A 12,798-nucleotide genomic window follows, 5' to 3' on the forward strand; every position below is an offset into this window, starting at 1 on the left:
GAACCTAGCCGAGCGACCGTCACTCTCCAAAGCGACGCGACTACGTGGCGCGAGAGTCAGTAGTCGAACGCGCGTGCAGTGTTGGCCGCGAGGGCCGTCGCCATCGCGTCCTCGTCGATGCCGCGCACGGCGGCCATCGCGCGCACCGTGACCGGCACCAGATAGGGCGCGTTGGGCCGCCCCCGGTAGGGCACCGGGGTCAGGAACGGTGCGTCGGTCTCCACCAGGACCAGCTCCGGCGGCGCCACGGCGAGCGCCTCGCGCAGGTTCCGGGCGTTCTTGAAGGTGACGTTTCCGGCGAAGGACATGTAGTACCCGGCGCGGGCGCAGACCTCGGCCATCTCGGCGTCGCCGGAGTAGCAGTGGAAGACGGTGCGCTCGGGGGCGCCCTCCTCCTTGAGGACGCGCAGTACGTCGGCGTGGGCGTCGCGGTCGTGGATGACCAGGGCCTTGCCGTGCCGTTTGGCGATCTCGATGTGGGCGCGGAAGGAGCGCTCCTGGGCGTCCTTGCCCTCGTCGCCGGTGCGGAAGTAGTCGAGGCCGGTCTCGCCGACGGCCTTGACCTGCTGCAGGGCCGCCAGCCGGTCGATCTCGGCGAGCGCCTCGTCCAGCGCGGCGTCCCCGCCGGGCTCGCGCGCCCCCTGCCTCGACCAGCCGTCGGGATCGCCGTGCACGATGCGGGGCGCCTCGTTGGGGTGCAGGGCGACGGCGGCGTGCACGCTCGCGTGGGCCGCGGCGGTCTCGGCCGCCCACCGCGAGCCCCGTACGTCGCATCCGACCTGGACGACCGTCGTCACCCCGACCGACGCGGCCTTCGCCAGGCCCTCCTCGACGGTGCCGGACTGCATGTCGAGGTGGGTGTGCGAGTCGGCGACCGGCACGCGCAGGGGCTCGGGCAGCGGCGGGGCGGCGTTCCGGTCGGCCGAGGTGTTCGAAGGCATGCCCCGATCCTACGGAAGCGGGCGCGGCGCGAGTCGGGGGAAGGACCTCAGCCGGCCCTGCGGTGCAGGTGGAGGGCGTGCAGCAGGTCGGACAGATGCCAGTGCCCGTGCCGGACCGGCTCCGGCCGCTCCGCGGCCGGGCGGGGCGCCTCGACCGGTCCGGTCTGCGCCGGCACCCGGTGCGGGTGGTGCCCGGCCCGGCGGGCGGCGGCGACACGGCCGGGCCGCATGATGCGCACCACGTGGCCGTCGCAGTTCCGGCAGGCGGGCCGGGTCAGCGGGGAGGGCACCACCTGGCCGTCCGCCACGTACAGCACGAACTCCCTGCCCCCGGCATCGGTGTGGTGCTGGATCTCGTACGACTGCTCCCAGCCGTGCCCGCAGCGCATGCAGGCGAAGGAATACGACTCCTGGACGACGGCGGTGGCCCCGGCGCGCAGTCCGGGCTGCCCTGTGATCTCGCTCATGCCGGCTCCTGTGGTCCGCTGGAGGGCGTGGGGACGGTCGCGTCCCGTCTCCCAGTGGACTCCTCCGCCGGCCCGGAGGCACTCGACCTGTCGAGTGTTGGCCCCGTCTTGGGCGTTCCTTGTCCGGGCCTCCCGCCGCTTTGCCCGCCCATGGGCGGACGACTGCCGGCCCATGGGTCTACGTCGGTCCGCTCTCGGGGCGGCAGCCTCCAATGGCACCGCCCGGGCGGCTCCCCGGCCGGGACCGGCTCACTCCGCGGCGCGCTTGGCGGCGACCACCGCGTCGAACACCTCCCGCTTGGGCACACCGGCCTCGGCGGCCACCGCCGCGATGGCCTCCTTGCGCCGCTCGCCGGCCTCCTCGCGGACCCGCACCCGGCGCACCAGTTCGTCCGCGCCGACCTCCTCGGGCCCCTTGTCCGGGGCGCCCTCGACGACGACGGTGATCTCGCCGCGCACGCCCTCGGCGGCCCAGGCGGCCAGCTCGGCCAGCGGGCCGCGCCGGACCTCCTCGTAGGTCTTGGTGAGTTCCCGGCAGACGGCGGCCCGCCGGCCGGTGCCGAACACCTCGGCCATGGCGGCGAGGGTGTCGTCGAGACGGTGCGGTGCCTCGAAGTAGACGAGGGTGCGGCGCTCGTCGGCGGCCTCGCGCAGCCGCGCGCGCCGCTCGCCGGCCTTGCGCGGCAGGAACCCCTCGAAGCAGAACCGGTCGACCGGCAGCCCGGACAGGGCGAGCGCGGTGAGCACGGCGGACGGTCCGGGCACCGCGGTGACCCGGACGTCCCGCTCGACGGCCGCGGCGACCAGCCGGTAGCCGGGGTCGGACACCGACGGCATGCCGGCGTCGGTGACGAGCAGCACGCGCGCGCCGTTGACCAGTTCCTCCACCAGCTCCGGCGTCCGGGCGGACTCGTTGCCCTCGAAGTACGACACCACCTTCCCCTTGGGGGCGATGCCGAGCGCCTGGGTGAGCCGGCGCAGCCGCCGGGTGTCCTCGGCGGCGACGACGTCGGCGCCGGCCAGTTCCTCGGCGAGCCGGGGCGGGGCGTCGGCGATGCTCCCGATGGGAGTGCCGGCGAGGACCAGGGTTCCGGGTGCGACTGTCACGTTTCCATCCTCGCAGGGGCAAGGACGCGACTCGCACAGACGGGTTCCCTACGATGGCGCGGTGACCAGTACCGCGTCCTCCATGGACACCCGGCAGGACCAGGCGCCGCACGACCGGCGGCCCTCCTGGCAGCAGCGGCTGCGCCGCTTCGGATACGCGGCGGGCGCCGGGGGCGACGACGTACGGGCCCGGCTGGTGCCGCCGTACACCCGGCCCGGCCCGCGGCTGTGGGTCTTCCTCGGCCTGTCGAGGCCGCTGGCGGCCCGGGTGGTGCGCTGGTCGGGCTGGCTGGGGCCGCTGCTGGTGACGCTGCTGGCGGGGGTGCTGCGGTTCTGGAACCTGGGCAGCCCGAAGGCGGTGATATTCGACGAGACGTACTACGCCAAGGACGCCTGGGCGCTGATCCACCGCGGCTTCGAGGTCAACTGGGACAAGAACGCCAACGATCTGATCCTGAGATCGGGCGGTGACGTCCCGATCCCGGTGGACGCGGCGTACGTGGTGCATCCGCCGGTCGGCAAGTACGTCATCGGGCTCGGCGAGTGGATGTTCGGGTTCGATCCGTTCGGGTGGCGGTTCATGACGGCGGTGCTCGGCACCCTGTCGGTGCTGCTGCTCTGCCGGATCGGGCGCCGGCTGTTCCGCTCGACGTTCCTGGGCTGTCTGGCGGGTGCGCTGCTGGCGGTGGACGGGCTGGCGTTCGTGATGAGCCGGACCGCGCTGCTGGACAGCGTGCTGGTGTTCTTCGTGCTGGCGGCGTTCGGCTGTCTGCTGGTCGACCGCGACCGGGCGCGCGAGCGGCTCGCCGCCGCGCTGCCCGCCGACGCCGACGGGCGGGTCCGCCCGGACGCGCACGTCGCGGAGACCACCCGGCTGGGGTGGCGCCCGTGGCGCTGGGCGGCGGGCCTGATGCTGGGGCTGGCGATCGGCACCAAGTGGAACGGCCTGTACATCATGGCGGCGTTCTGCGTCATGGCGGTGCTGTGGGACGTGGCGGCGCGCCGGATCGCGGGCGCCCGCCGGCCGCGCGTGGCCGTGCTCAAGCACGACCTGGGCCTGGCGTTCCTGGCGACGGTCCCGGTGGCGCTGGTCACCTACACCGTGTCCTGGCTGGGCTGGATCCTCTCCCCCGCGGACGGTTCGGGCGGCTACTACCGCAACTGGGCGGCGACCGACGGCAAGGACAGCGCCTGGTCCTGGCTGTTCCCGGACTGGCTGCGCAGCCTGTGGCACTACGAGTCCCAGGTGCTGGACTTCCACACCAGTCTGACCTCGCCGCACACCTACCAGTCCAACCCGTGGAGCTGGCTGGTCCTGGGCCGCCCGGTGTCCTACTTCTACGAGTCGCCCGCGCCCGGCACGGACGGCTGCCCGGTGGACGCCGGCGAGAAGTGCGCCCGGGAGGTGCTGGCGATCGGCACGCCGCTGCTGTGGTGGGTGGGCTGCTTCGCGCTGCTGTACGTGCTGTGGCGGTGGGCGTTCCGGCGGGACTGGCGGGCGGGCGCCATCGTCTGCGGGGTCGCGGCCGGCTATCTGCCGTGGTTCTTCTACCAGGAGCGCACGATCTTCCTGTTCTACGCCGTCGTGTTCCTGCCGTTCCTGTGCCTGGCGGTGGCGATGCTGCTGGGCGCGATCGTCGGCCGGCCGGGCTCCAGCGACGCCCGGCGGGTGGCGGGGGCGACGGGCGCGGGCGTCCTGGTCCTGCTGATCGTCTGGAACTTCATCTACTTCTGGCCGCTGTACACGGGCCAGGCCATCCCCATCGACGACTGGCGGTCGCGGATGTGGCTGGACACCTGGGTCTAGCCGGGCGGGGTTCGGCGCCCGGTCAGGAGGGTCTGGCGGGCGTCGCCGTCACGGACGGGGGCGGTTGCGGCGGGGCGGAGTTCGGGCCCGCGACCGCGTTCAGCACGGTCTGCGCCTGGGAGTCGACGAGCCGGGTGAAGAGCTGCTGCGAGTATCCGAGGATGATGGCCCAGGCGATGATCTGCGCGGACGAGTCCAGTGCCGAGAGGCCGGGGATGAAGTGTCCCCGCATCAGCAGCAGGCCGAACACCGCGGTGAGCGCTCCGGTGGGGAGCTTCAGCAGTGCGAGAGCCACCGGGACGTTGTACGGGGTCGCGGTTCCCTTGATGCGCCGGAGAGTCGTGGCGGCCGCGATACCCGCCGCGACCAGGCCCACGATCTCGATGACCAGGTAGTCGGCGGCCGTGGTCGTCGCCATCTCGTTCTGGTGGACGCTGCGGTCCGCGCGCGGCTCCGGGTCCATCTTCACCGGGCAGACCACCATGTAGCCGGCACTGTCGGGATTCTGCGGGGCGAAACAGAGCGGGACGGTGTCCTCGAAGAAGGCCCCCAGCAGGGCGACCAGCACCGCCCCGGCGGCCAGGCACCCGGCCACCCAGCCGACGATGTTGACGAAGCTGCGCACCCGCAGCGTCTCCCGGATGCTCGTCTGACGGGCCACTCCCACCGCGTCCAGGATCATCTCGCGCTCGGGATCGCCGATGTCCCCGGGTGACTGGGCGATGATCTCCACCTGGACCCGGCGGGGGTCGCTCGGACTGAGGTGGGCCTGCACGATGGCGAGGATGCCCGGCATCATGGGGACGATCTCGTCGGGCCGGGAAAGGCGCAGCAGCAGGTTCTGCGCGGTGTCGACATGGATCTGGCCGACCGCGATGTGTGCGCCCGTCTTGTGCCGGTGGTGGTCGTGGTCGAGCGATTCGACGGCCTGGTCCAGCTCGTTCAGCGCGTCGTCGGCGAGCCGGTGCACCCGCCGCCCCTCGGGGGTGTCGTCCGGATGCGCGAGCTTCCGGTCCCGCAGGACGGCCTGGAGTTCGGCCGCCCGCGACCGCAGTCCTTCCCGCAGCTCCCACGGACCGACTTCCGCCTTCTTCGCCGCCCGTCGGCGAAGCCATGACAGTTGGCTGCTCATGCCGGGATTCTGCCGTTCCGCCCCGGGGTCGAAGGCGAACCGCCGGAGAGACACGCACGGCTCGCTCCGCGACCACTCGAAGGGGTCCGGCGGATCTCCGTTCGGCCAACAAACGGACACAGCCGCACCGCCGGTCACTCCGTGCGCCTAGGGTGTTACCCACGACTGCATTCTGAACGCGTTCAAGAATCGGGGGCGGGCAGGAGGCCCGACAGGAGGGAAGCGGCACATGGGCAGGGGGGTCAAGGTCGCCGTCGTCGGCGGCGTCTTCGCCGTGATGGTGGGCGGGGCCGGCTACGGCGCCTACAACATCGTCTCCGCGCTGGACGGCGGAGGTTCCGGAGGCGGCGCCGGCGGGGCGTCTCCGAAGAGGTCCGGGCCGCCGGGCGCGGACGAGGTGAAGGAGACCACACAGGAGTTCTTCGCCGCCTGGGAGCAGGGGGAGGCGGCGCGGGCGGCGGCGCTGACCAACAACGACGCGGCGGCCCGGACGCTGCTCACCGCCTACGGCGAGGACGCGCACATCTCGGACGTGACGATCACGCCCGGTACCGCGACCGGTACGAAGGTGCCGTTCTCGGTGAAGGCGACGGTGTCCTTCGACGGAAAGTCCGAGCCGCTCGCCTACGACAGCGCCCTGACCGTGGTGCGCGGGCTGACCACCGGGCGGGCGCTGGTGGACTGGCAGCCGTCCGTCGTCCATCCGCAGCTGGAGGAGGGCGACGAACTGCTCACCGCCGAGTCCGCGAGCCCGCCGATCGAGGCCGTCGGGCGGGGCGGCACCGTGCTGACGAAGGACCAGTACCCCTCGCTCGGCCCGATCCTGGACACGCTGCGCCAGAAGTACGGCGAACAGGCCGGCGGCGAGCCCGGCGTGGAGCTGGTGATCCGGCACACCGCGAGCGGCGCCGCCGACACCCCGCTGCTGACGCTGGCCGAGGGCGAGCCCGGCAAGCTGCGCACCACGCTGAGTGCGGACGTGCAGGCCGCGGCCGAGCGGGCGGTGAAGCGGTTCGGGGAGTCGTCGGTGGTGGCGGTGAAGCCGAGCACCGGCGAGATCCTGGCGGTGGCCAACAACCGGGCGGACGGCTTCAACGCCGCCTTCCAGGGACAGGTCGCGCCCGGCTCCACCATGAAGATCATCACCGCGGCGATGCTCATGGACAACGGCGTCACGTCGATGAACGGCCCGGCCCCCTGCCCCGATTCGGCGATGTGGCAGGGCCAGACCTTCAAGAACCTCACCGGCATGCGGCCGGACGAGGGCGCCACGCTGGCCAACAGCTTCCTGCGGTCCTGCAACACCGCCTTCATCAAGCTGATCGACGAGCAGCCGCTGACCGACGCCTCGCTCTCGGCGGAGGCCCAGGAGCGGTTCGGGCTGGGCCGTAACGACTGGAAGACCGGCATCACCTCCTTCGACGGCAGCGTGCCCGCGGTCGGCGGCCCGGACCGGGCGGCGGGTGCCATCGGCCAGGGGAAGGTGCAGATGAACCCGCTGAACATGGCATCGGTGACGGCGACCGCGATCACCGGCGAGTTCCGCCAGCCCTATCTGGTCTCCCCCGAGCTCGACGACCGGCAGCTGGCCACCGCCAAGGGCCTGCCGCAGAGCACCGCCGCCCAGCTGAAGCAGATGATGCGGCTCACCGCCACCCAGGGCACCGCCGCGTCGGCCATGTCCGGGCTCGGCGGGGACATCGGAGCCAAGACCGGCTCGGCCGAGGTCGACGGGCAGGACGTGTCCGACAGCTGGTTCACCGGCTTCCGGGGCGATGTCGCCGCGGCGGCCATGGCCCAGGGCGCGGGGCACGGCGGCGACGCGGCGGGCCCGATCGTCGCGGACGTACTGCGGGCGGGTGGCTGAACGCAACCGCGGGGACCCTACTGTGTGTCCCGTCGTTGGAGAGAGCGGGTACGGACGAGGGACAGGTGGCTGTGGGCAACAGGAAGCGCGCCGTCGGGCGACGGAGCACCAGACCCGCGGTGATCGGCGGGATGATCGCCGCCGTCGTCGCCGCAGGCGCCGGTATCGGGGCGTACTCGCTGTACGGCGGGTCGGGCTCGGAGGACGGCGACCGGACGGCGTCCACGGCGGCCGAGGAGAAGGTGCGCACCGGCCCGCTCACCGAGGCCGAGGTCACCGGGACGGCCGAGCGGTTCCTGACCGCCTGGCAGGAGGGCGAGGTCACCGGGGCCGCGGCGGCCACCGACGACGCGAAGTCGGCCGCCGCCCTGCTCACCGGCTACTCGAAGGACGCCCGGATCAAGGACGTCACCCTCACCCCGGGCAAGCCCTCCGGCGACACGGTCCCCTTCTCCGTCAGGGCGACGGTGAAGCACGGGAAGACGGCGAAGCCGCTGACGTACGACAGCGAGCTGACCGTCGTCCGCGGCGGCGACGGCACCCCGCGCGTCGACTGGCGGCCCGCCGTGGTCCACCCCGAGCTGAGGGACGGCGACCGGCTGGTCACCGAGGAGGCCGGGAAGGCGCCGGTGAAGGCGCTGGACCGGGACGGCGGCGAGCTCACCACCGCCGCGTACCCCTCGCTGGGTCCGGTACTGGACGGTCTGCGGGAGAGGTACGGCGAGAAGGCCGGCGGGAAGGCCGGGGTCGAGCTGCGGGTGGTGCGCGGCAAGGAGTCGAAGGAGCAGAAGCTCGCCGACAAGACCCTGCTGGAGGTGGGCAAGGGCACGCCCGGCACCGTGCGGACGACCCTGGACCCGGAGCTGCAGGCCGCCGCCGAGGAGCAGGTGGCCGGCAGAGCCCGCGCGTCGGTGGTGGCCACCCGCGCCTCGACCGGCGAGATCCTCGCGGTGGCCAACAGCAACCCCGGCTTCAACACCGCTTTCCAGGGCTCACTGGCCCCCGGCTCGACGATGAAGGTCATCACCGCCTCGATGCTGATCGAGAAGGGCCTGGCGTCGATGGACGAGCCCCACCCGTGCCCGAAGTACTTCACGTACGGCGGCTGGAAGTTCCAGAACGACGACGAGTTCGAGATCAGCGGCGGCACCTTCAGGACGAGCTTCGCCCGCTCCTGCAACACCGCCTTCATCAGCCAGGCGCCGGAGCTGGCGGACGACGACCTGACCGAGCAGGCCCAGCAGGTCTTCGGGCTGGGGAAGGACGACTGGTCGGTCGGCGTGCCCACCTTCGACGGCAGGGTGCCGGTGCAGAGCGCGGCCCCGATGGGCGCCTCGCTGATCGGGCAGGGCGGGGTGCGGATGAACCCGCTGAACATGGCGTCGGTGGCGGCGACCGTGCAGAGCGGCGCCTTCCACCAGCCGTATCTGGTCGCCCCGTCGGTGGACGGCCGCAAGCTGGCCACGGCCGAGCGCACCATGTCCGCGGCCACCCTGGCGCAGCTGCGCGAGCTGATGTCGTACACGGCGTCGGCCGGTACGGCGGCCGGGGCGATGTCGGGCATCGGCGGCGACCGGGGCGCGAAGACCGGCTCGGCCGAGGTCGACGGGCAGGAGAAGCCGAACGGCTGGTTCACCGCCTACCGGGGCGACCTGGCCGCGGCGGGTGTGGTCCAGGCCGCCGGGCACGGCGGCGAGACCGCGGGCCCGATGGTGGCGGCGCTGCTGCGGGCCGGCGGCTGACCGGGGAGCGTCTCAGTGCGGTACGGGCTGCTGCTGCGGGGTCGCCGTGTAGGTGAGCCGCAGAAAGCGCAGCAGCGCCTTGGAGTCGAACTGCACCACCGCGCAGCCCTGCGGTGAGTGGAACTCGACGACGGCCTGCACCCGTCCGCACGGCCACACCCGTATCTCACCGGACCCGGCCGGCGCCCTGAGCCCCTGTTCCAGCAGGGACCGGGCGACGGTCCACTCGCGGGAGCGGGAGACGGCGCCGGGCAGCGCCTCGGGTATGCCGAACCGCACGGAACGGGGGTCGTCCTCGGGGTCGTACCTCAGCACCACCGGTACGGCCCCGCCGTCGTCCTCGTCCGGGGCGTCCGCGTCGGTGAGGATATGGGCTTGTGCGTACTGCTCGACCACGGACATGGGATGGCCCCTTACGCTGTGCCACCTGTCGGAAAACTGTGTGTTCCACCCCTACTCCAATGTCCCACATTTCCCGGTTCACGCCCTTCGGGCCGGACGGCACGGCCGAGATAAGCGGGAAGTAAAAGCTTGGCATCAGCTATTGCAAGCCATTTGCAACTGACTCCATCATCGAACCGTGCATGTACCTGACGGATTCATCAATGCCCCGACCTCCGCCGTGACCGGCGTCGTCGCCGCCGGCGCCGTCGCGATCGGCCTGCGCGGCGCGCGACGCGAACTCGACGAGCGCACCGCCCCGCTGGCGGGCCTGGTGGCGGCGTTCATCTTCGCGGTGCAGATGCTGAACTTCCCGGTCGCGGCCGGGACCAGCGGGCATCTGCTGGGCGGCGCCCTGGCCGCGATCCTCGTCGGCCCCTACACCGGCATCCTCTGCGTCTCGGTGGTCCTGCTGATGCAGGCCGTGCTGTTCGCCGACGGCGGCCTGACCGCGCTCGGCGTGAACATCACCGACATGGCGGTCGTCGGCACGGTCGTCGCCTACGCGCTCTTCCGCGGCCTGGTCAAGGTACTGCCGCGCACCCGGCGCTCGGTGACCGCGGCGTCCTTCGTCGCCGCACTGGTCTCCGTCCCGGCCGCCGCCCTCGCCTTCACCCTGCTGTACTGGATCGGCGGCACCACCGACATCGCGATCGGCAAGGTCACCACGGCCATGGTCGGCGTGCACATCCTCATCGGCATCGGCGAGGCCGCCATCACCGCGCTGACCGTCGGCGCGGTCGTCGCGGTACGCCCGGACCTGGTGTACGGCGCCCGGGGCCTGACCCGTCCGCTGAAGCTGCGGGTGAACGGCGAGCTCGTCGACGCCCCGGCCGCCGAGGAGCCGGCGCCCGCACCCGCCGCCGGCGGCTCCTCCTCCCGCCGGTTCTGGGCGGCCGGTCTGCTGACCTCCCTCGTCCTCGCCGGGTTCGTCAGCTTCTACGCCTCCGCCGACCCCGACGGGCTGGAGAAGGTCGCCGAGGACAAGGGCTTCGCCGAGTCCGCCGAGGAGCACCACACCGCCGACTCCCCGCTCGCCGACTACGGCGTCAGGGACGTCGACGACGCCCGGCTCTCCGGAGGCCTCGCCGGTGTGATCGGCGTCGGGGTCACGGTCGCCGGCGGCACCGCGGTGTTCTGGGCGGTGCGCAGGCGGCGCACCGCGGACTCCTCCCCCGCGAGCACGAGCGTCTGACATGGGCGCGGGCCACGCCCACCGGCTCCACCGACCCGGCACCTCCCCCGTGCACCGGCTGCCGCCGCACACCAAACTGGCCGCCGCGTTCGCCTTCGTGGTGGTCGTGGTGTCGACCCCGCGCGAGGCGATGTGGGCCTTCGGCCTGTACGCCGTGCTGCTGGCGGCGGTCGCCGCGGTGGCCCGCGTCCCGGCCGGGTTCCTGCTGAAGCGGCTGCTGATCGAGGTGCCGTTCGTGGCCTTCGCGGTGCTGCTGCCGTTCGTCGCCGAGGGCGAGCGGATCGAGGTGCTCGGCCTGTCGCTCAGCGTCGGCGGGCTCTGGGGCGCCTGGAACGTCCTGGCCAAGGGCACCCTGGGGGTGGCCGCGTCGGTGCTGCTCGCCGCCACCACCGGACTGCGCGAGCTGCTGCTCGGGCTGGAGCGGCTGAAGCTGCCGCCGCTGCTGGTGCAGATCGCCTCCTTCATGGTCCGGTACGGAGACGTGATCACCGACGAGATGCGCCGGATGCGGATCGCCCGGGAGTCGCGCGGCTTCGAGGCGAAGGGCGTACGGCACTGGGCGGTGCTGGCCAAGACGGCCGGCGCGCTGTTCATCCGCTCCTACGAACGCGGTGAACGCGTCCATCTGGCGATGATCAGCCGCGGCTACTCCGGCGCCATGCCGGTGATCGACGAGGTGACCGCCTCCCGCGCGCAGTGGGTGTACGCGCTCACCCTCCCCGCCGCGGCGCTCGCGGTCTGTCTGCTGGGATGGACCCTGTGACTGACGCGACCACCGCCTCCCTCGAGGTCTCCGGCCTCGCCTTCGCCTACCCCGACGGGCACCAGGCCCTCTTCGGCGTGGACTTCTCGATCGCGCGCGGGGAGCGGGTGGCCCTGCTCGGTCCCAACGGCGCCGGCAAGACCACCCTCGTGCTGCACCTCAACGGCATCCTGACCGGCGGGGCCGGGAGTGTGACGGTCGCCGGGCTGCCGGTGGACCGGGCGCACATGGCCGAGATCCGGCGCCGGGTCGGCATCGTCTTCCAGGACCCGGACGACCAGCTCTTCATGCCGACCGTGCGGGAGGACGTGGCCTTCGGCCCGGCCGCGGCCGGGCTGAAGGGCCCGGAGCTGGAGGCGCGGGTGGACCGGGCCCTGGCCCGGGTCGGCATGGCGGAGTTCAAGCACCGGCCGCCGCACCATCTCTCCTTCGGCCAGCGCCGCCGGGTGGCCGTCGCGACCGTACTGGCCATGGAGCCGGAGATCCTGGTCCTGGACGAGCCGTCCTCCAACCTCGACCCGGCCTCCCGCCGCGAACTCGCCGACATCCTGCTGTCGCTGGACGTCACGGTCCTGATGGTCACCCACGACCTGCCCTACGCACTGCAGCTCTGCCCCCGCTCTCTGGTGCTCAGCGAGGGCGTGATCGCCGCCGACGGCCCCACCTCCGAGCTGCTCGCCGACGCCGGGCTGATGCGGGCGCACCGGCTGGAGCTGCCCTTCGGCTTCGATCCGCGCTCCGCCAGAATGACCGCGTGACGAACGAGGAGACCGACGGGGCCGGGGGCACACCGCCGGCCGGAGGCCCGCTGCCCGCCGAGGGCTCATTGCTGCTGGACGACCAGCTGTGCTTCGCGCTGTACGCGGCGCAGCGCGCGGTGACGGCCGCCTACCGGCCGCTCCTCGACGAGCTGGGCCTGACCTATCCGCAGTATCTGGTGATGCTGCTGCTGTGGGAGCGCGGCGAGACCACGGTCAAGGACCTGGCGAGCGCGCTGCGGCTGGACTACGGCACCGTCTCCCCGCTGCTGAAGCGGCTGGAGTCGGCCGGGCTGCTGCGCCGGGAGCGGTCGGCGCAGGACGAGCGGTCGGTGCTGGTCGCGCCGACCGGGCGCGGGGAACAGCTGCGGGAACGGGCGGCGCGGGTACCGGGCGCGCTGCTGGCCGCGACCGGGCTGGGCGGGCCGGAGATCGTCCGGCTGCGCGAGGAGCTGTGGCGGCTGGCGGACCGGGCCGAGGAGGCGGCGGCGGACCGCACCCGCTGACACCGGGCCCTGGCCGCAGGGTCGCCACTACCGGCAAGTACCTTGTGCACGATGATATTGCGCGCACTGGTT

General features: G+C 72.8%; 12 protein-coding genes. 7 read left to right on the top strand and 5 right to left on the bottom strand.

Translation table 11 applies throughout. The annotated features are described in order from the left end of the window. Positions 1-56: 56 nt before the first annotated feature. The 3 genes from V5O46_RS05855 to rsmI all read right to left on the bottom strand — a co-directional run bounded on the left by V5O46_RS05855 (position 57) and on the right by rsmI (position 2,515). Positions 57-941 carry a TatD family hydrolase gene (locus tag V5O46_RS05855; protein WP_332883352.1) on the bottom strand — a complete coding sequence of 295 codons (885 nt, stop codon included), beginning with the start codon at positions 939-941 and terminating at the stop codon, positions 57-59. Positions 942-988: 47 nt separating this feature from the next. Then, positions 989-1,408, bottom strand: coding sequence for a hypothetical protein (locus tag V5O46_RS05860; protein WP_332883353.1), 420 nt, complete (start codon positions 1,406-1,408; stop codon positions 989-991). A gap of 249 nt (positions 1,409-1,657) precedes the next feature. Further along, positions 1,658-2,515 (bottom strand): 16S rRNA (cytidine(1402)-2'-O)-methyltransferase, encoded by an 858-nt coding sequence (gene rsmI, locus V5O46_RS05865; RefSeq protein WP_332883354.1) that lies wholly within the window; start codon positions 2,513-2,515, stop codon positions 1,658-1,660. Between the two features lie 61 nt (positions 2,516-2,576). Here rsmI and V5O46_RS05870 point away from each other — a divergent pair, with 61 nt between their 5' ends. After that, positions 2,577-4,322, top strand: a complete 1,746-nt coding sequence (locus V5O46_RS05870; protein WP_332883355.1) for a dolichyl-phosphate-mannose--protein mannosyltransferase — start codon at positions 2,577-2,579, stop codon at positions 4,320-4,322. A 22-nt stretch (positions 4,323-4,344) separates the two neighbouring features. Here V5O46_RS05870 and V5O46_RS05875 read toward each other — a convergent pair whose 3' ends face one another. Continuing rightward, on the bottom strand, positions 4,345-5,454 hold the full coding sequence (locus tag V5O46_RS05875; protein WP_332883356.1) for a hypothetical protein: 1,110 nt from the start codon (positions 5,452-5,454) through the stop codon (positions 4,345-4,347). 229 nt (positions 5,455-5,683) lie between these two features. Between V5O46_RS05875 and V5O46_RS05880 the strand changes: the two genes are divergently transcribed. Together V5O46_RS05880 and V5O46_RS05885 are read left to right on the top strand one after the other, a co-directional pair. Further along, entirely contained in the window at positions 5,684-7,321 is a 1,638-nt protein-coding gene (locus V5O46_RS05880; RefSeq protein WP_332883357.1) for a penicillin-binding transpeptidase domain-containing protein, read from the top strand. 131 nt (positions 7,322-7,452) lie between these two features. Then, the gene (locus V5O46_RS05885; protein WP_408648931.1) at positions 7,453-9,063 is read left to right on the top strand and encodes a penicillin-binding transpeptidase domain-containing protein; all 1,611 of its coding nucleotides are present in this window, start codon (positions 7,453-7,455) and stop codon (positions 9,061-9,063) included. A gap of 12 nt (positions 9,064-9,075) precedes the next feature. Here the strand turns inward: V5O46_RS05885 and V5O46_RS05890 are convergent, their stop codons facing one another. Further along, positions 9,076-9,465 carry an SsgA family sporulation/cell division regulator gene (locus V5O46_RS05890; protein ID WP_332883359.1) on the bottom strand — a complete coding sequence of 130 codons (390 nt, stop codon included), beginning with the start codon at positions 9,463-9,465 and terminating at the stop codon, positions 9,076-9,078. A gap of 178 nt (positions 9,466-9,643) precedes the next feature. On the opposite strand from V5O46_RS05890, the gene V5O46_RS05895 reads away from it, so the two are divergent. The 4 genes from V5O46_RS05895 to V5O46_RS05910 are packed head-to-tail and all read left to right on the top strand — an operon-like array spanning position 9,644 to position 12,726. Next, on the top strand, positions 9,644-10,699 hold the full coding sequence (locus V5O46_RS05895; RefSeq protein WP_332883360.1) for an energy-coupling factor ABC transporter permease: 1,056 nt from the start codon (positions 9,644-9,646) through the stop codon (positions 10,697-10,699). Position 10,700: 1 nt separating this feature from the next. After that, on the top strand, positions 10,701-11,462 hold the full coding sequence (gene cbiQ, locus V5O46_RS05900; protein WP_332883361.1) for a cobalt ECF transporter T component CbiQ: 762 nt from the start codon (positions 10,701-10,703) through the stop codon (positions 11,460-11,462). Continuing rightward, entirely contained in the window at positions 11,450-12,220 is a 771-nt protein-coding gene (locus V5O46_RS05905; RefSeq protein WP_332883362.1) for an energy-coupling factor ABC transporter ATP-binding protein, read from the top strand. Before cbiQ ends, V5O46_RS05905 begins: the two co-directional genes overlap by 13 nt. Before the next feature lie 50 nt (positions 12,221-12,270). Continuing rightward, a complete protein-coding gene (locus V5O46_RS05910) occupies positions 12,271-12,726 on the top strand; it encodes a MarR family winged helix-turn-helix transcriptional regulator (RefSeq protein ID WP_332883683.1) in 456 nt (151 codons plus the stop codon). Positions 12,727-12,798 lie beyond the last annotated feature (72 nt).

It is taken from the genome of Streptomyces poriticola, assembly GCF_036689765.1.
GTDB classification, from domain to species: domain Bacteria; phylum Actinomycetota; class Actinomycetes; order Streptomycetales; family Streptomycetaceae; genus Streptomyces; species Streptomyces poriticola.

Coding starts and splice junctions, on each gene's coding strand:
- V5O46_RS05855 (WP_332883352.1), bottom strand. CDS start 941: ATGCCTTCGAACACCTCGGCCGACCGGAACGCCGCCCCGCCGCTGCCC.
- V5O46_RS05880 (WP_332883357.1), top strand. CDS start 5,684: ATGGGCAGGGGGGTCAAGGTCGCCGTCGTCGGCGGCGTCTTCGCCGTG.
- V5O46_RS05875 (WP_332883356.1), bottom strand. CDS start 5,454: ATGAGCAGCCAACTGTCATGGCTTCGCCGACGGGCGGCGAAGAAGGCG.
- V5O46_RS05885 (WP_408648931.1), top strand. CDS start 7,453: ATGATCGCCGCCGTCGTCGCCGCAGGCGCCGGTATCGGGGCGTACTCG.
- V5O46_RS05905 (WP_332883362.1), top strand. CDS start 11,450: ATGGACCCTGTGACTGACGCGACCACCGCCTCCCTCGAGGTCTCCGGC.
- V5O46_RS05890 (WP_332883359.1), bottom strand. CDS start 9,465: ATGTCCGTGGTCGAGCAGTACGCACAAGCCCATATCCTCACCGACGCG.
- cbiQ (WP_332883361.1), top strand. CDS start 10,701: ATGGGCGCGGGCCACGCCCACCGGCTCCACCGACCCGGCACCTCCCCC.
- V5O46_RS05860 (WP_332883353.1), bottom strand. CDS start 1,408: ATGAGCGAGATCACAGGGCAGCCCGGACTGCGCGCCGGGGCCACCGCC.